The organism is Gemmatimonadota bacterium, assembly GCA_040388535.1.
GTDB lineage: Bacteria > Gemmatimonadota > Gemmatimonadetes > Gemmatimonadales > GWC2-71-9 > Palsa-1233.
The window spans coordinates 203791-221667 of sequence record JAZKBR010000004.1 but is presented as its reverse complement, the minus strand read 5'-3'; the positions used below and the strand labels follow the sequence as shown (position 1 = coordinate 221667).

Annotated in this window: 16 protein-coding genes and 1 tRNA gene; 12 read left to right on the top strand and 5 right to left on the bottom strand. The window is 66.1% G+C overall.

Annotated features, from left to right (window positions below; genetic code table 11):
• Nucleotides 1-48 precede the first annotated feature (48 nt).
• Nucleotides 49-131: transfer RNA gene (locus tag V4558_10935), tRNA-Leu, on the top strand.
• A gap of 27 nt (nt 132-158) precedes the next feature.
• On the top strand, nt 159-611 hold the full coding sequence (locus tag V4558_10930) for a prepilin-type N-terminal cleavage/methylation domain-containing protein (protein ID MES2306017.1): 453 nt from the start codon (nt 159-161) through the stop codon (nt 609-611).
• Here V4558_10930 and V4558_10925 read toward each other — a convergent pair.
• On the bottom strand, nt 605-1114 hold the full coding sequence (locus V4558_10925; GenBank protein ID MES2306016.1) for a hypothetical protein: 510 nt from the start codon (nt 1112-1114) through the stop codon (nt 605-607). The two genes, V4558_10930 and V4558_10925, sit on opposite strands and share 7 nt — an antisense overlap.
• 65 nt (nt 1115-1179) lie before the next feature.
• Between V4558_10925 and V4558_10920 the strand changes: the two genes are divergently transcribed.
• Complete coding sequence (locus tag V4558_10920; GenBank protein ID MES2306015.1) at nt 1180-1617, top strand: hypothetical protein; 438 nt, start codon at nt 1180-1182, stop codon at nt 1615-1617.
• Nucleotides 1618-1620: 3 nt separating this feature from the next.
• On the opposite strand, the gene V4558_10915 is transcribed toward V4558_10920, so the two are convergent.
• The 3 genes from V4558_10915 to V4558_10905 are packed head-to-tail and all read right to left on the bottom strand — an operon-like array spanning nt 1621 to nt 4686.
• Nucleotides 1621-2145 (bottom strand): hypothetical protein, encoded by a 525-nt coding sequence (locus V4558_10915; GenBank protein ID MES2306014.1) that lies wholly within the window; start codon nt 2143-2145, stop codon nt 1621-1623.
• The gene (locus tag V4558_10910) at nt 2138-2518 is read right to left on the bottom strand and encodes a response regulator (protein ID MES2306013.1); all 381 of its coding nucleotides are present in this window, start codon (nt 2516-2518) and stop codon (nt 2138-2140) included. Before V4558_10910 ends, V4558_10915 begins: the two co-directional genes overlap by 8 nt.
• Nucleotides 2519-2520: 2 nt before the next feature.
• Entirely contained in the window at nt 2521-4686 is a 2166-nt protein-coding gene (locus tag V4558_10905) for an ATPase, T2SS/T4P/T4SS family (protein ID MES2306012.1), read from the bottom strand.
• A 117-nt stretch (nt 4687-4803) separates the two neighbouring features.
• Here V4558_10905 and aroA point away from each other — a divergent pair, with 117 nt between their 5' ends.
• The 3 genes from aroA (at nt 4804) to V4558_10890 (ending at nt 8645) form a co-directional block, all read left to right on the top strand.
• Entirely contained in the window at nt 4804-6081 is a 1278-nt protein-coding gene (gene aroA, locus V4558_10900) for a 3-phosphoshikimate 1-carboxyvinyltransferase (protein MES2306011.1), read from the top strand.
• A complete protein-coding gene (gene cmk / locus V4558_10895) occupies nt 6078-6758 on the top strand; it encodes a (d)CMP kinase (GenBank protein ID MES2306010.1) in 681 nt (226 codons plus the stop codon). Before aroA ends, cmk begins: the two co-directional genes overlap by 4 nt.
• Before the next feature lie 120 nt (nt 6759-6878).
• Complete coding sequence (locus tag V4558_10890) at nt 6879-8645, top strand: 30S ribosomal protein S1 (protein ID MES2306009.1); 1767 nt, start codon at nt 6879-6881, stop codon at nt 8643-8645.
• Nucleotides 8646-8730: 85 nt separating this feature from the next.
• Here the strand turns inward: V4558_10890 and V4558_10885 are convergent, their stop codons facing one another.
• Nucleotides 8731-10686 carry a PAS domain S-box protein gene (locus tag V4558_10885; protein MES2306008.1) on the bottom strand — a complete coding sequence of 652 codons (1956 nt, stop codon included), beginning with the start codon at nt 10684-10686 and terminating at the stop codon, nt 8731-8733.
• 78 nt (nt 10687-10764) lie between these two features.
• On the opposite strand from V4558_10885, the gene V4558_10880 reads away from it, so the two are divergent.
• Genes V4558_10880 through V4558_10855 form a run of 6 tightly spaced genes read left to right on the top strand, consistent with a single transcriptional unit; the run spans nt 10765 to nt 17788 of the window.
• Nucleotides 10765-12318 carry an acyl-CoA carboxylase subunit beta gene (locus V4558_10880; GenBank protein ID MES2306007.1) on the top strand — a complete coding sequence of 518 codons (1554 nt, stop codon included), beginning with the start codon at nt 10765-10767 and terminating at the stop codon, nt 12316-12318.
• 11 nt (nt 12319-12329) lie between these two features.
• Entirely contained in the window at nt 12330-13328 is a 999-nt protein-coding gene (locus V4558_10875) for a hypothetical protein (protein ID MES2306006.1), read from the top strand.
• Complete coding sequence (locus V4558_10870) at nt 13325-14857, top strand: acetyl-CoA carboxylase biotin carboxylase subunit (protein MES2306005.1); 1533 nt, start codon at nt 13325-13327, stop codon at nt 14855-14857. Before V4558_10875 ends, V4558_10870 begins: the two co-directional genes overlap by 4 nt.
• Complete coding sequence (locus V4558_10865; GenBank protein MES2306004.1) at nt 14854-16086, top strand: hypothetical protein; 1233 nt, start codon at nt 14854-14856, stop codon at nt 16084-16086. Before V4558_10870 ends, V4558_10865 begins: the two co-directional genes overlap by 4 nt.
• Nucleotides 16083-16583 (top strand): biotin/lipoyl-containing protein, encoded by a 501-nt coding sequence (locus tag V4558_10860; GenBank protein ID MES2306003.1) that lies wholly within the window; start codon nt 16083-16085, stop codon nt 16581-16583. The genes V4558_10865 and V4558_10860 overlap by 4 nt, the downstream gene beginning before the upstream one ends.
• Entirely contained in the window at nt 16580-17788 is a 1209-nt protein-coding gene (locus tag V4558_10855) for a phosphodiester glycosidase family protein (GenBank protein MES2306002.1), read from the top strand. Before V4558_10860 ends, V4558_10855 begins: the two co-directional genes overlap by 4 nt.
• The last annotated feature ends 89 nt before the right edge of the window (nt 17789-17877 follow it).

Genomic DNA, 17877 nt, shown 5'->3' with positions numbered 1-17877 from the left:
GTAGTGGGGGGCGCGGCGGGGCAGGACGTGGCATATTGTTCGCAGCCTGCTCGGGTGGCGGAATGGCAGACGCAGGGGTCTTAAACACCCCAGGGGGCAACCCCGTGCGGGTTCGAATCCCGCCCCGAGTACTTCCTTCCTGATTCGGAGCTTACTGCATGCGGAACGCGCGGCGGGGATTCACGCTGATCGAACTGCTCACCGTGATCACTATTATCGGCATTCTGGTCACCATCGCCTTCCCGAAGGTGCAGGCGACCAAGATGCGGGCGATCAAGGCGTCAATGATCTCGGATCTGCGAAATCTTGTGAGCGCACAGGAAGCGTTCTTTTCCACCTATGCTGACTACGCGGGGAGTGTCACCGCCGGTCCTGAAGTGCCCGGGTCGCCCTTGTCGAGTGGGGTGCTCTCCTTCCGGCTCAGTCCCGGGAACGTCCTCTCCCTGACGCGAAAGAATCCCAACAGCGCGACCGGAGCGGGCTGGGTCGCAACGATCACGAACCCGGGCATCACCGCCGCTGGCTTCACCACATGTGGGTCATACGTCGGCTCGCCGACCTACGCGCCGAACGCGGCGGTCACGCGTGAGGGAACACCAGCGTGTTACTGAATCGGTGGGGGCAGGTGCTGGCGGGCATCGCCAAGGAACGAGTCAACCGACATCCGATCGCTGAGGCGCAACACCGTGCCGTCGCTGGCACCGAAGATGTCGTACCCGTTGTCGGCGGTTCGCTCGTATTGCACCCCGCTCTCGACCGGGCCGGTCTCCCGGAGTGACTCCGGCAGGCGACCATTCTGGGCCTTGAAGGCATCGATGCGCGCGCGCTGCAGATAGATGGCATAGCGCAGGCGGGCTTCGCGTTGCACCGGGGTGAGTGCTGCGGCAGGTTGCTGCTCAAACAGGAAGGCGGGCCGGGCGATCCAGACGTACCCGATGAAGGCCCAGGCCGCGACGATGAAGAGGAGCAGTCCCGGTTGGTACTTGGCATGCCCTTCGTGCCGTATCCGATCGGCGCGAAGATCGCGAAGCTCGGTCGCTGACTGGCGTTGTCCATCGATGACGCCCTTGATCGCGTCGCCGAGTTGGTGCTCCCTGGAGTCTGGTGTTGTCATGATCAGGTCTCTCCTTCGATTCGACTGGTTCCTTTCGCCCTGACGCCGAGCGAGCTTTTCACGACATGACCCTTCCCACTGCGACTCCCAACACGCCGGCCCGGCCCTGGACCTTTACCCTGATGACTCTGACCGCGCTCGGCGGGGCCGCCATCGTCTGGATGATTCTGTCCAGCGCGATCGCTCGCCGGGAAGACGGTCGGCGACACGACGCCGTTCGCGCCGAACTCCTCCGACTCGATCAGGCCCAGTCGGAGTGGTACTCGCACACAGGCCGCTACGCCCTCGCACTCGGCACGACGAGCGCAGGAGACACGCTCGGCTTTACCCCTTCTCCCGGTGTGCAGCTCAGGTTCGAGAGCCAGTCCGCTGAATCGTGGAATGCAGTGGTCGGCGACTCGTTGCTGACGACTTCTCCGGCAACCTGCGGCATCTTCCGCGGCCCACCCGAAGCGTCGCCGCATCGACTGATCGTGCGGCCCGGGACGGTGGCCTGCTGGTAGTCGTCACTCGCCTCGCAGCAGGCTGATGCTTTCGCCGAGGAATGCATCGATCGAGCTACCACTCGCAAAGCTCAGCAGCGTCTCTCCCTCACCCGCCTGCAACTCGTAGGTCCGCTCTCCCGTCACCCGCATCCGCAGGGTCGTGTCGCTGACACCTGCCTCGCCAAGAAACGATGGCATCCGGTGATTCGCCGCGAAGAACCGGCGAACGGCACCATCGGCGAGCCAGATGCCGTACCGATTCGAGGCTTCATGTAGCGAAGGTGGCAGCGCGACCGGGGTGTCTGCCGGGCCGCGAGTAAAGCCGGGACGGAATATCAGAAGCGCGGCGACGAGGATCCAGGTAAGCAGCGCGCCAGCGAGCCAGCCGCTGGGCGCCGTCTGCGGCGCGACCGGGACCGACGCGGCCGCGGCGTGGACCTCAAGTTCCTCGAGAACCTCCGCCTGGATCTGCTGGAGGAGTCGGGAGGAACCCGCTTCGCTGAGGCGCTTCCCTCCGGCACGGCGGAGGCCCCGTTCCTTAGCCATCCTGCGGCGATTCTCCCGCGAGCGCCTTGAGCACCTGTTCCGGGAAGAGCCGGATGTCGATCGGCTTGGTGATGTAGCCATCGAACCCGGCCGACATGGCCTTTTCCCGATCACCAGACATGGCGTGGGCAGTCAGCGCAATGACGCGAAGGTCGCGGAATTCCGATGCGCGGATTTCTGCGAGCAGCGCAAAGCCGTCCTTGCCCGGCATCTGGATATCCATCAGGACGAGCTCCGGGAGCCCGGCCGACAGCGTGCTGAACAACTCCTCGCCGCCTGGCAAGCCGTGGACTTCGTGTCCCTTCAGCACGAGCAGCGTGCGGAAGAGCTTCATGTTGTCGGGGCTGTCTTCCACGATCAGGATCTTCGCCACGTTCACTCCATCCTTGTGCGCTTGAGCACGGCCTTCACGCGGGCCACGAGCGACCGCGGTTGAACGGGCTTCGTGAGGTAGTCCTGGGCGCCGAGTTCGAGCGCCTGGCTTTCAGTATCGTCGGTACGCGCTGTGAGCATGATGACCGGCAGTCCCGACGTTGCCATCTGTGCCCGCAGTTCTTCGAGCACGCCCAGCCCGGTCAGTCGCGGCATGTCATGGTCAAGCAGCACGAGGTCGATGCCCTGCGTGTCGATCGCCTCGAGTGTTTCGAGGCCATCGGTCGCCTCGATCACCTTGAAACCTTCCCGTTCGAGCACGGTGCGAAGGAGTCGGCGCATCTGCGCATCGTCGTCGGCCAGCAATACGGTGGCACCGGTACCATCGGGTGACGTCGTGGTCGGTTGACGCGCTGGCGCCCGTTTGCTGGTGGCCATCGCCGCGGCCTCCTGCGTCGTCTCTTCGCTGGCGCCGCGGTCGGTGTCGCCGAGTACGCGGCGCACCTCTTCGAACGAAGTCATGCCGAGCCAGAAGCGCACCAGGCCGCTTTGCCAGAGAGTGCGCATCCCGTGCGGCACCGCCGCTTCGAGAATCTGGTTTTGCGGAGCGCCAGTCTCGATGAGCCGGCCGACATTTCCCTCGACCGGCAACAGCTCCATCACCGCGACTCGTCCCTTGAATCCGCTGCCGCTGCAGGCCTTGCATCCGGGCGCGCGGCGCGGCGTGAACTTGCCTGTGTAGCTCGCGGGTGGCCGCCCTTCCTCCGGGATCTCCTCGAGCGGCATCGGTTCGGCGCAGCGCTCGCAGATGCGGCGCACCAGCCGCTGGGCCAGGATGCCGCGAAGCACGGTGCCGATCTTGAACGAGTCGACCCCCATGTCCCGCAGCCGCACGACCGCCGACACGGCGTCATTGGTGTGGAGCGTCGAGAAGACGAAGTGACCGGTGAGTCCCGCCTGGATCGCGATCGTCGCCGTCTCGCCATCGCGGATTTCACCGACGAGAACGATGTCCGGGTCCTGACGCAGTACTGACCGGAGCGCCGTGGCGAAGGTGAAGCCCTGCGCTTCATTGACCTGCATCTGGGAGATGCCGTCGACATCGTATTCCACCGGATCTTCGACGGTGACGATGTTGACCTTGCCGGTGCGCAGGTGATTCAGGACCGCGTAGAGCGTGGTGGTCTTGCCCGATCCGGTCGGTCCGGTGACGAGGACCATTCCTTCGCGGTGGCCGAGCATCCGCATCAGCACTGCTTCCTCGTCGGGAGGAAGATGCAGTTCCGGAATCGATGCGCGAAGGTTCGACTTGTTGAGGATTCGGATGACCAGCTTTTCGCCGCGCCGCGCGACCGGTGCCGTGGCGACGCGCAGGTCGACCTGCTGGCCATCGACACGCGCCGAACTGCGACCATCCTGCGGGGTCATCGAGTTGGTGACGTCGAGGCCCGAAACGATCTTGACGCGCCGCACGAGCGACGCACCGGCCGCTTCCGGGAGGCGCATCACTTCGCGCAGGATGCCGTCGACCCGGTAGCGCACGATGACGTGGGCGCCCTCGATCTCGCTGTGCACATCGCTGGCGCCGATCCGAACCGCATCAGCGATCATCGCATCCACCAGTTTGGACATCGGCGCATCGAGGGCCGGATCGCGATCCTCGACATCCACCTGGGCTTCGAGTTCGATCGAGGCAGGGGAGAGACCCTGGAGCAATCGATTGATGCTGTTTTCCGGGCGGTAGCACTCGTCCAGCTTCTCGGCGATCGCGCTCGGAGATGCCACTTCCATCTTGACATCACGACCGGTCAGGAAGCCCAGACTCTGTTCGGCGGAGAGATCATTGGGGTCGGCCGTGGCAAGACGGACCGACTTCTCGTCCAGCGACAGTGCGACGACATGGTACTTGCGCGCGGCCGCCTCGGGCAGGACCGTCGCGGCGCGTGAATCAACGCTGCTCAGGTCCGCGACAGGCAACCGGAACTTCGCGGCGAGCAGGCCCGCAATCGCGGCATCGGTGGCAAGGCCGGCGTCAACGACTGCTGTCCACAGCCGACCCTTCCCGGACGGCGCCAGGGTGGCAAGTCGAGCCTCGGGAACGAGGCCGGCCTCGACTAGAGGCGCGCCAAGCCAGGCGTCGGGGAATGTCGCAGTCGCGGGTGAAGTCATCGGGTTCCGTGGACGGTCGTGTGAGCGGGGGCGCGGTTGTTCACCACGCCAGAGAAAGATACGATTCCGTGGCTCGATTTCACCCCTGACGTCTTCTTCGGGAGCACCATCCCCTTCATGGCCCCTCGGGAACGCGTCGCCGGGTCGCATACTGTCCCCGGTGACAAGAGCATCACGCATCGTGCCCTGATGCTCGCCGCGCTCGCTCCGGGGGAGTCCCGGATCACCGGGGCGCTCACCTCGCTCGACGCGCGCTCGACTGCCGCCGTCCTCCGGCTGCTCGGGGCTCGCATTTCGCCCGTGCGAACCGGAACATCCGTCAGGGTGCGGGGAAACCCACGCTTCTCACCCCCGCCCAGCGCGCTCCAGTGCGGCAATTCCGGGACCACAACCCGCCTGATGCTCGGGCTGCTGGCCGGCCACCCCTTCCCGGCGACGCTGACTGGCGATGGGTCACTTCGCCGCCGGCCCATGCGCAGGGTCACCGGACCCCTGATGCAGATGGGGGCCTCCATCGACGATGGGGGGCGAGACGGCTTGCCGCTCCGGATTACGGGCGGAAGCCTTGCCCCGCTCGATTGGCAGATGCCAGTCGCCTCGGCCCAGATCAAGAGCGCCTTGTTGCTGGCCGGCCTGACCGGCGGCGTGGAAGTCACTCTGCACGAACCGGCTCCCACCCGCGACCACACGGAGCGGCTGCTCCAGCACTTCGGCTTCGAAGTGGCGTCGCGCGAAGGAATCCTGCGCTTCGCCCCGACGGGCCGCCTGGTCCCTTTCGAACTGGCCGTCCCAGGCGACCCCTCCTCGGCCGCCTTCCTCGTCGCGGCCGCCTTGCTGGCCGAGTCGGGTGAGATTCGGATAACCGGCGTCGGGCTGAATCCGTCCAGAATCGGATTCCTCGACATCATGCGACAGATGGGGGGGAGGGTCACGGCGGAGGGGGTCCACACACCGCTTGGGGAACCGATGGGAGATCTGGTTGCCGTCGCTTCCCGGCTCAGTGCCGTCGATGTGCCGGCCGGAGCTATCCCTGGCGTGATAGACGAGATTCCCATTCTGGCATGCCTCGCGGCGAGGGCCTCGGGGACTTCCCGCTTCCGTTCGGTCGAGGAGCTCCGCGTGAAGGAAAGCGATCGATTGGCCTTGATGGTCAGCAACCTGAGAGCGGTCGGGGTCTCCGCAGCCGCAGAAGGGAACGATCTGGTGGTGGTGGGAAGCGAGGCACCTCTCGCCGGCCGGGTGGTCACCGGCGGCGACCACCGGATTGCGATGGCCTTTGCGGTTCTCGGCCGCGGCGCGGGTTCGCGGATCGACATCGACGACCCGGCCTGCGCCGCCGTGTCCTTTCCCGGCTTTGCCGACGCACTCGAGCGGCTGTCACAGGTTGCTGCGTGACCGCCGTTCGCGTGGTGGCGATCGATGGGCCGTCCGCGTCAGGCAAATCGAGCACAGGCGCGGCAGTCGCGGCCCGGCTCGGCCTGACCCACGTCGATACCGGCGCTCTCTATCGGGCTCTCGCCTGGGTGTCGCTGGAAGAAGGGACCGAGGATCCCGAGCGGATCCTTCGCGCCGCGATCAAGGCCGGGATCGCCCTGGAACACATCGGTGGCGCCCTGGAGGTGCGGGCGGCCGGACGAGACATTGATCAAATCTTGCGGACCCCGGAAGTGAGCGCGGGGGCCTCGAGGGTGGCGGGCCACCCACTCCTGCGCGACTGGGTCAATCAGCAATTGCGGTCCGGGGTGGCGGCGGCCGGGGGAGCGGTCCTGGATGGCCGCGATATCGGCTCTGTCGTCTTTCCGGACGCCCCTCTCAAGGTCTTCCTCACTGCCTCCCCGGAAGCCCGGGCGCTGCGGAGATTGCTGCAGCGGGGCGACCAGGTGGACGCCGGCCAGCTCCTCCGAGAGGCCGCGACCCTGGCCGAGCGCGACCGCCGCGATGCGGCCCGGCCGGTGGCGCCCCTGGTCCAGGCCCCCGACGCCGTCCTGGTCGACAGCACGGCCCTCACGCTGGGCCAGCAGGTCGAGCGAATCGTCGGGCTGGCGCGGGATCGCGGGTTGCTGCCCGCCTGACGGGACGCTATTCTTGAAGGCTGGCCTGAAACCGTTTCGGGCCGCCTTCGAGGAACCCTCCTCGCCCCGTGCGGAACGTCGCGCGGCTTCCCGCAGTCGCAGTTCCAGGACCCTACCCGAATGTCTGATACCATGACCACCGACGAGACCCCGACTTCCGCCGCGATTCCGTTCGCGACGCCTACCGGCCTGCGCGTGCGCGCCGACCTGTACGACGAAGACTATTCCAACGACGAATACGAGACGATGCTCGCCCTGTACGAAGGGACGATGTCGCAGATCGCCGAGGGAGAGATCGTCAAGTCGAAGGTGCTCCGCGTCACCGAGAATGCCGTCATCCTCGACGTCGGCTTCAAGTCGGAAGGCTCGGTCCCGCTCGACGAGTTCAAGGACCCGCAGAATCTCCAGGTCGGCGATGAGGTCGAGGTCTTCCTCGAGCACCTCGAAGACCAGGAAGGCGCGGTCGTCCTCTCGAAGAAGAAGGCCGACTTCATGCGCGTCTGGGAGAAGATCCGGATGGCGCACGAGTCCGATCAGCCGGTCGAGGGCACCCTGATGAAGAAGATCAAGGGTGGTGTCGTGGTGAACCTGATGGGCGTTGATGCCTTCCTCCCCGGCTCGCAGATCGCACTGCGCCGGGTGCCGAACATTGACGAACTCCTCGGCTCGACCTACGAGTTCAAGATCATCAAGCTCAACAAGCGCCGGCGCAACATCGTCGTCTCGCGCCGTGTCATACTGGAGAACGAGCGGGCGCACAAGCGCGAGCACCTGATGAAGGAGCTCGAAGTCGGTCAGGTCCGGAAGGGCATCGTCAAGAACATCACCGATTTCGGTGCATTCATCGATCTCGGCGGCGTCGACGGCCTGCTCCACATCACCGACATGTCGTACGGTCGCGTCTCGCATCCGAGCGAGCTGGTCGGCATCGGCCGCGAAGTCGAAGTCAAGATCCTCGACATCGACTGGCAGCGTGAGCGCATTTCGCTCGGGATGAAGCAGCTCCAGTCCTACCCGTGGCAGAACGTGGCCGAGAAGTATCCGGTCGGTTCGCGCGTGCAGGGCAAGGTGGTCTCGATCACCAACTACGGCGCCTTCGTCGAGCTGGAGCCGGGCATTGAAGGCCTGGTGCACATCTCCGAGATGAGCTGGACCCGCAACGTCCGTCATCCGTCGAAGATTGTCTCCATCGGTGAGACGATCGACGCGGTGGTGCTCAAGGTCGACGAGAGCGAAGAGAAGATCTCGCTCGGCATGAAGCAGACCGAGCAGGACCCGTGGATGATCCTCCCGCTCAAGTACCCGGTCGGCACCCGCATCTCGGGCAAGGTCCGCAACCTGACTTCGTTCGGCGCGTTCGTCGAAATCGAGCCGGGCATCGACGGCCTGATCCACATCTCGGACATGTCGTGGACCAAGCGCGTGCAGCATCCGTCGGAAGTCGTCAAGAAGGGCGATGGCGTTGATGTCATCATCCTCAACATCGATTCCGACAACAAGCGCATCTCGCTCGGCCTGAAGCAGGCGACCGATGATCCGTGGCTCACGATCGGCGAGAAGCTGCCGGTCGGCACCGAGCTCCGGGCCACCGTGCTCCGCCCGGTCGACAAGGGCATCGTGCTCGATCTCGGCAACGACATCGAAGGCTTCGCCCCGGTCTCGCAGATGGGTATCGGCCAGGAACAGAATCCGGAAGATGCGGTCGTCCTGCAGCAGCAGGTGATCGTCCGGATCCTCGAAGTCGATCCGATCCATCACCGCGTGGTGGTGGCGATCATCGAATACCCGGAAGACGGCATCCCGTCGCCCGAGCAGGTCGCGGCCGCTGTGGCCGAAGCCGCTCGTGCAGCGGAAGCGGCGAAGGCCGCCGAGGACAACGGCGAGTAACCTCGCCGGGCGTTGCTGAAACAGCACGGGCGGTCTGGAGAACATTCCAGGCCGCCCGTGGCGCTTCCCATTGTGGCTGGAACTGCTAGGGTGTCTCGAGGACCGTGACCGCGCACGACGGACAGAGTCCGTGACTGAACTCGGCGTCCGTCTTTCGCGAGATGTAGCTCTCCATCTGTTCCCACTCGCCACGCTCATCGCGAATCTTGTGACACCAGGCGCAGGTCGGCAGCAAGCCCTTGAGGGTCTTCACGGCGGCCTGGCTTCGAGTCAGCTTCTCGAGCAGCTCCTCGCGCTCCAGTTCGGCCCGTTTCTTCTCGGTCAGGTTGCGCGAAATCACCAGCACGGACTCCACGTTCCCGTCGGCATCCCGGATCGGTGAAAGCCGCGAGAGGACGTGGAGCAGGCCAACCGGGGAAGGGAAGGCGAATTCGGCCGAGGCAGGCTTGCCGCTCTCGAAAACCGTAGTGATCTCCCTCTCCCACTGCTCGACCAGCGGCCGCGGCATACCGGCTTCGGTCAGGGTGCGACCGATGAAGTGCTCCGGCGGAAAGCCGGTGGCGAGCTTTACCGAGGAGTTGACGAAGATATGGCGACACGAGCGATCAAAGGTCGAGATCACATCTTCGGCGCTCTTGAGCAGCGCCGACAGTTCCTCGTCGCGGTGACGCAGGGTCGTCTCGATCAGGTGTTGTGCAGTGAAGTCGCGGGCGATCGCGAAGACACCAACCGGCCGGCCATCGCTCCCGAGTTCTGCCGTGAAGCGGCAGGCGAAGCGCCGGTATGACCCATCGGCGGTGTGCATCGAAAAATCGAACGAGTCGCTCTGGCCAGAGTTGAATACTTCGCCGACCTTGGCCATCCACTGTGCCTTGAGGAGCGGGTCCGGTGTGAAGGCTCCCACAGGCTGCCCGACCGTGCTCACGGCGGGCCGGCCAATCACGCGGCCCATGGCGTTGTTCATGTAAGCGATGCGGAGCTGCCCGTCGTAGCGCACGATGGGATCGTCGGCATCCTCCACGAGGGCCGCGAAACGAGCTTCCTGGCGGCGCAGTGCCGCTTCGGCACGACGCGCATCGGTCACGTCCCGCGCGACGACCAGGATCGACGTCATCCGTCCGGAGCTGTCGTATTCCGGCGTGGCCTTCGACGCGAAGATGCGCTGGCCCTCAGGGCGTGGCACACTGACTTCGCGTTCCACGGTCTCGCGGCGGGCACGCACTTCGGCGTTCCGCTCCTGCCACTCGGCAGCAACGGCGGGAGGAATGCCCAGCTCCGCGTGCGAGCGTCCGACGACGTCGGCCAGGTCGCGACGGACGATGGCGAGCGCCGCAGGATTGGCGTAGAGATAGCGATCCTCGGCATCATACCGGATGATCTGGTCGTCGGCATTGCGCGCCAGCGTGGCGAATTCGCGTTCACTCTGCCGGAGTGCCGCTTCACTGCGGCGTCGCTCGGTGAGGTCGACGACCTGCGAGATGAAGTGCTGTGGCTCGTCGTGCATTCCACGCACGAGCGACACGTGCAACTCGATCGGGACGGGATGTCCGTCCCGGTGGCGATAGTGCTTTTCGAGGGTGTAGCCCGGGATCTCACCGGCCAGGGTGCGCTCGAGGAGTGTCACGTCGCCCGGGAGGTCCTCGGCGATGGTGATGTCGTGAAAACGCTTCTGCAGCAGCTCCTCGGAGCTGTAGCCCGCGATCTGACAGAGCGTGGCGTTGACCCGATGAAAGCGGCCGTCCAGCCCCACGAGCGCCAAGCCGATCGGAGCGTCGTCGATCGTCCGCCGGAGCCGCTCTTCGTCGAGTGCAAGCGCCGCGCGAAGATGACGATCGTGCCGCCGGACGGACAACAGCGCCCAGGTGCCCGAAACGACCAGGACCATCCCCATCAGGGCGACGGGGCCATGCACCTTGAGGGCCCCCCCGCGCGAGAGGGCCATCAGAAGGACGAGTCCGAGAACCGTGAGCGCGTTCCAGCGCCCCCAGTTCTCGCCTGGCGGTGGGGATGACGCTCCCGAGCCCGGAAGAGGGGTATTCATGGAAGATGTTGTCGGTTGCGGGCGGCGATTTCTGAGGGGGACTCCCGTATCCGCCGCCGTGGCTAGATTCCGGTCACCATGACAGACATTCAGGCGCGCCTCGACGATCTGCACCATCGCCAGGCCCTCAGCGAACAGGGCGGGGGTGCCGACCGCATCGCCCAGCAGCACAAGAAGGGGAAGCTGTCGGCCCGCGAACGGCTCGACCTGCTCCTCGACCCAGGCTCCTTCGTGGAGCTCGATCGCTTCGTGACCCATCGCGCGACCGAGTTCGGTATCGAGCAGAATCGTCCACTGGGTGATGGTGTGGTGACTGGGTGGGGTCGGGTCGATGGTCGGCTGATCTATGTCTTCTCGCAGGATTTCACGGTATTCGGGGGCTCGCTCTCCGAAACGCACGCGGCGAAGATCTGCAAGGTGATGGAACTCGCCCTCCGGAACGGCGCGCCGATGATCGGCCTCAATGACTCGGGTGGGGCGCGCATCCAGGAAGGCGTGGCATCGCTCGGCGGATATGCCGACATCTTCCTGCGCAACACGCTGGCCTCCGGCGTGGTGCCTCAGATTTCCGCGATCCTTGGGCCTTGTGCGGGTGGCGCCGTCTATTCGCCTGCCATCACCGATTTCGTCTTCATGGTGCGCGGCGTCAGCTACATGTTCGTGACCGGCCCCAACGTCGTGAAGACGGTGACACACGAGGACGTCAGCTTTGATGACCTCGGCGGCGCCGATGTCCACGCCGAGACGTCAGGCGTCGCGCACTTCGTGCACGCTTCCGAAGCCGAGTGTCTCGCGGCGATTCGTGAATTGATCGGCTACCTCCCGTCGAACAACGTCGATGATCCCCCAGCGCTTGCAGTCTCCGACCCCGTCGATCGCCGCGAGGAACGACTCCTCGAACTGATTCCGGAGAGCGCCAGCACCCCCTACGATATGCACGAGGTGCTCCGCCTGGTGGTCGACGATGGCAAGTTCTTCGAGGTGATGCCGGCCTTCGCAGGCAACATCCTCACCGGCTTCGCACGCCTCGGGGGCCGCTCGGTGGGCGTGGTCGCCAACCAGCCCGCCATCCTGGCCGGTGTGCTCGACATCTCCTCCTCGGTCAAGGCGGCCCGGTTCATCCGGTTCTGTGATGCCTTCAACATTCCCATCGTCACCTTCGTGGATGTCCCCGGCTTCCTGCCGGGGGTGGGCCAGGAACATGGCGGGATCATTCGGCACGGGGCGAAGCTGCTTTATGCCTATTGCGAGGCAACCGTTCCAAAGCTCACCGTTATCACGCGAAAGGCTTACGGCGGGGCGTACGACGTGATGAGTTCGAAGCACATTCGCGGCGACCTCAACCTCGCGTGGCCGACGGCCGAGATCGCGGTGATGGGGCCGAAGGGGGCGGTGGAGATCCTCTACAAGGAAGAGATTGCCAAGGCGGCCGACCCCGCGGCGGAAGCGGCGGCCAAGACGTCGGCCTATACCGACGCCTTTGCGACCCCCTACCAGGCGGCGGCGCGTGGTTACATTGATGATGTCATCGATCCCCGGGACACTCGGCCCCGCCTGATTGATGCACTGCAGACCCTCGGCGCCAAGCGCGACCGGAACCCGCCCAAGAAACACGGATGCATTCCACTCTGAACCCTCTCCTGTTGCGCGGTAGCTTGCGTGCGAGCCTTGCCCTCCTGGTGATCACCGGAGTCGGCGTCGCTGCGAGTGCGGCCCAGACTCCCGTGGTAGCCACCACGGCGAACGGGAGTGCGGTACAGCGTGCGGAAGTGCTCCTCCGGGATGGGCGTCGCGCGGCCGCGACGGACCTCCTCGGTCAGCATCTCGCCGAGCAACCGAACGACGGTCGCGCCTGGCTCTTTCTTGGCCGGATCTATCTCGCGGACGCCCAACGGTGGCACCGCGAAGGGCATCAGGCAGAACCGTCGGGTCCGTTGCTTCTCGACTTTGCAGGGGCGGCGTTCGAGCAGTCCCAGCAGTTGATGACGGATTCCGGCAACGTGCATCGGGTACTTGCCGCGGTGGAGCGCATCACCAATCGCGTCGAGCAGAGTGGCTGGGTCGAAGCTGTTGGTCGCGGGCTCGCGCCGGACGAAGTGCCGCTCCCGGGTGTGCTGAGTGAACTCGGGCGCAATCTCCTCGCCTCGTGCCCACGTGGCGGAGTACTGGTGACCGGGTCGATGGTCGAGACGGCCTCCGCGTGGGGCACTCGCCTTCTCGAAGGGTCGCGCCCCGACCTGATCCTGCTGCGCCCCGATCTCTACTCGTGGGACTCGCGGTACCGGAATGCCATGGCGCGCGCACTCGATGTGGATTCCACTGCCGAATTGCCGATCGCGCTGTTGCGGGCCAGCGTCAATCGCCCGATCTGCCTCACGCCATCAGTGGATTCCGTCACGGCCCCGGCGCTGGAATGGCGCGCCGTACGGCTGGTGCTGACCGCAGGTCCCGCGGCCATCAAGGGCGAAGAGGCCCTGAGCGTGCATCAGCTGGCACGGGCCGGGCTCGCGGGCTCCGTCTGGAGTGAAGCCGTCCGCGACATCTACGATCTTGCAGCGCGTCGCAACCAGTCGCTCTGCCAGTCGCTCTTTGCGGCGAGCGACGCGCAGGGCCTGCCGACCATCGCATCCTGCCCGCGATGACTGCAGGCATCATCCGACGGGTCCTGATTGCCAATCGAGGCGAGATCGCGCTGCGCATCATCCGCGCCTGCCACGATGAGGGACTCGAGGCGGTCGCGGTCTACTCCGATGCCGATCGCCACGCCCCGTTTGTTCGCGCGGCCGATATCGCCGTGCATATCGGCGCCGCCCCGCCGGCCCAGAGCTATCTCGACATCGACCGACTGCTGACCGCGGCCCGGTTCGCCGGCGCCGACGCGATTCACCCGGGTTACGGTTTCCTTTCCGAACGCGCGGCGTTCGCGCAAGCGGTCGTCGACGCGGGGCTGATCTTCATCGGCCCGCCCGCGAGCGCCATCGCCGCGATGGGCGACAAGACAAGTGCCCGTCGATTGATGGCCGCGGCGGGTGTGCCGATCGTTCCCGGCGCCGTCGCTCCGCTCACCGACCCGATCATCGCTGGCACCCTCGCCGCTGAACTCGGTTACCCGGTGCTCGTGAAGGCTGCGGCCGGCGGCGGCGGGAAGGGAATGCGCGTGGTGCGGGAGCCCGCCGAACTCCCCTCGGCCCTGACGACTGCCGCGAGTGAAGCGTTGAAGGCCTTCGGAGATGGCAGCGTCTATCTCGAGAAATACATCGAGCTGCCGCGGCACGTCGAGATCCAGGTGCTGGCCGATCACGAGCGCACGATTCACGTGGGTGAGCGCGAATGTTCGGTGCAACGCCGCCACCAGAAGCTGGTCGAAGAAGCGCCATCGGTGGCTGTTGACCCGGCGCTTCGCGAACGGATGGGAGCGGCCGCAGTAGCGGCGGCACAAGCCGTGGGCTACCGCGGTGCCGGTACCTGCGAGTTCCTGCTAGCCGCAGACGGCTCCTTCTACTTCCTCGAGATGAACACCCGGATCCAGGTCGAGCATCCGGTGACCGAGGAAGTCTACGGCGTCGACCTCGTGCGCGAGCAGCTTCGCATTGCCAGAGGCGACGCGATGTCGATTCCCCACGGCCCGCTCCAACCACGTGGCTGGTCGATCGAGTGCCGCATCACGAGCGAAGACCCGTCGAATGGGTTGCTGCCGAGTTCCGGCGTGATCCGCTGGCTGCGCGCACCGGGCGGTGCGGGTGTGCGCTGGGACAGCGGCGTCGAAAGCGGCAGCGAAGTCACCCTCTACTACGACTCGATGCTGGCGAAGCTGATCGTCCGTGGAGCCGATCGGAAGCGCGCGATCGAAGCGATGCGCCGCGCACTCGATGAACTTGTCGTGGTCGGCGTGGCAACCAATGTTCCGTTCCACCGGCGACTCTTCAACGACGCCGATTTTGTCGCTGGCAACATCGACATCCAGTTTCTCGAGCGGCGCCCCGACTTGCTTACCAGCGAAGAAGACGAGCCAACCCTCCAGCGCCTGGCGATTGCGGCGGCACTACTTGAGCACGAACGACGCGGCACCCGACGCCCCCTCGTGGGCGAGGCAACGACTGGCGCGATGGGAAGTGTCCCGGCTGCGGGCTCGCGGTGGCGCGACGTCGCACGCCGGGAAGGGCTTCGGTGAGTTCGGCATTGCCGGAAGTGATGGTCCGGGGGATTGCTGCTGGCGGTGACGGGGTGGCCACGCTCGACGATGGCCGAACGGTCTTCATTCCGCGCGCGGCGCCTGGCGACCGGCTGCAACTGCGTTCGGTGCGGACCCACGCCCGATTTGCCCGTGCGGAGATCGCCGAGATCCTGACCCACGGTCCTGGCCGGGTCACGCCGCCGTGCCCGCATTACGTCGTCGATCGGTGCGGTGGCTGCCAGTTGATGCATCTCACCCCGGAATTGCAGCGCGAGGTCAAGGCGCGCAACGCGGGCGATGCCCTGCGACGGATCGCGAAGCTTGATGTTGCCGATCCCGCCGTGACGCCATCCCCGGTGCAACTCGGTTACCGCGCCAAGGTGACTTTCGCTGTTTCCAAGGGTGCCATCGGCTACTACCGCGTTGGCGATGCCACGCGCGTCTTCGATGTGCGCGACTGCCTGCTGGCCGAGCCGGCTGTGCGTCGGTTGCACCAGGCCCTGCGGTCGGCGCGCACCACACTGCCAGCCAACGCCACACGTATCGTCCTGCGCCGCGATCGCGACGATTCGCTGCACGTCGTGGTGCGAACTGATGGCGATGAAGCGTGGCGTCACGGCGGCAAGCTGCATGCACGCCTCAAGGCGGCGGGCGTCGAGGCCGTTGTCTGGTGGCATCCCGAAGGCGGCGCACCACGCGCAGTGGCCGGGAGCCTTGATCCGTGGCCGGCAACAGTCTTCGAGCAGATCCATCCTGCGATGGGCCGGCTGGTGCGCGAGACGGCCCTTGATGCCCTTGGCAATGTCGGCGGGGTACACGTCTGGGATTTGTACGCCGGTGTCGGTGAAACCACGGCGGCTCTGCAGGCACGAGGCGCCTCGGTCGAGAGCATCGAGCTGGATGCGCGTGCAGTCGCGTATGCCGAGCGGGTCGGGCCAGCCGGCGCAAGGCGACTGGCGGGGCGCGCCGAGGAGCGAATTCCGGAATTGAAGCCGCCAGGTGCCATCATCACCAATCCGCCACGCACCGGGATGGACATCGCCGTTACCACCGCGATCGGCGGCTCGGGAGCGCGGCTCGTCGCCTACATTTCGTGCGACGCGGCGACCCTTGCCCGCGACATCAGCAGACTTGCTGGACAGTACCGGCTGGTGCATGTCGCGGCTTTCGATCAGTTCCCTCAGACCGCGCATCTTGAAAGCATCGCCTTGCTGGAGCGCCTGTGAAATACTTTGTCAGCATCGGTGGACGCGAACTCACGGTCGACCTCGATGGCGATCATGCCACGGTCGATGGCACGGTGATGCCGGTGCAACTGCTGCGTGTGCCCGGTTCTCCCGAAGTCCGCCTCACGATCGCCGGTCGTTCCCACGCACTCGCCGTCGATGGCTTCGAGGACGGCATGTGGCGGCTGGTCGACCGTGGTGCGGTGCGTGACGTAGGCATTGAAGACGAACGCAGTCGGCATATCCGCTCGCTCGCGGGAGCGGGGAAGAGCGCCACTAGCGGGGGAGTGCTGAAGGCACCGATGCCCGGCCTCGTGGTGCGCATCGCCGTGAGCGAGGGCGACGTGGTGGCGGCCGGCGCTGGCCTCGTGGTTCTCGAAGCGATGAAGATGGAGAATGAGCTCAAGGCGCCCGCGGCCGGGACGGTGCGTGGCATCCGCGTCGCGGCCGGGCAGGCCGTCGAGAAAGGTCAGGTCCTGCTCGAACTGGTTCCGTGACATGGCATGCGGTGTGGCGCTGGTCGGTGCTGGGCGTGTTGACCTCGCCTGCCGCACTGCGCGCGCAGACCTTTGACTCCACCTTCACCCGGCAGGTCGCACCGGGGGTGACGCACCGCCGCCTGGTCGTGAACAGCGTCCCGTGGAACATCAATGTGGTCACGGTCCGTCTCGACACGCCTGGCCTGGCGGTGCAGGCCGCGCACGCCAAGGACACCTTTCTCGGCCGCGAGACCGTGGCTGAGATCGCCGCACGCCACCAGCGGGACGGGGAACAGGTTCTCGCGGCGATCAACGCCGACTTTTTCCAGCTCTCGGATGGCGCGCCGATCAATAACTTCGTGGTCGAAGGGAATTGGTGGCGCGGGCTTCGTGCCTGGCCAACCGCTGCACCGAGTCACTCCCAGTTTGCGCTCACTCAAGCGGGCCGACCGCTGATCGAGCGGTTCAGCTGGGTCGGTACGGTTTCCTCACGCCGATATCCGGAGTTCGCGCTTGATGGACTGAATGCCGCACCCGGCGCCGACGGGGTCACGCTCTTCACCCAGCGGTACGGGGCCAGCACCCCGCGAGACAGCGCCGGGCGAGTCCTTTTCGATGTGCCGCTCACTCCGGTCGGCCATCCCGGGGACACGGTGCTCTTCCAGGTGGCGGACACTGTCCGCTCGGGGGGCGGAAGTTCATTGGCGGGGAGGGCGGTCCTGGTCGGTGGCGCGACCGCCCGGAATCGTCTCGTCGCGCTTGGGCCCCCCGGGACGCCCGTCCGCTTCCTCGCCTCGGTTTTGCCTGATCGGGGGAAGCTGGCGACGCTGGTAGGTGGGCTGCCCCGACTGGTGGTCCACGGCAAGGGGATCGCTGACACCGCCCTTGCCGACGCCGAGGGGACCAACGCCAACCTCCGGCTGCGTCACCCCAGGAGCGCGATTGGCTTTACCCGCGACAGCACCACCCTGCTCCTGGTGACCGTAGACGGGCGCCAACCGGGCAGCGCCGGGATGGATCTGATGGAGCTCTCCCAGCTGATGCTGACCTTGGGGGCGTTCGAGGCGGTCAACCTGGATGGCGGTGGGTCGACGACTCTGGTGGTCGCAGGCGAGGTGGTGAACCGCCCCTCCGATGCCGGCGGACCCCGGACCGTCGGGAATGCCCTCCTGGTGGTGCAGGGGCCGCCGCCTCCTCCATCCCGCCGGCCCCGCCCGCACTAGCCTTCCGGGCCCCGTCGGGGGCCATTTCGCCCCCCTCCGCTTGACCCAACCCGTTACAGGGGCTTAGCTTTCGTGTCTGTGTCCGAAGT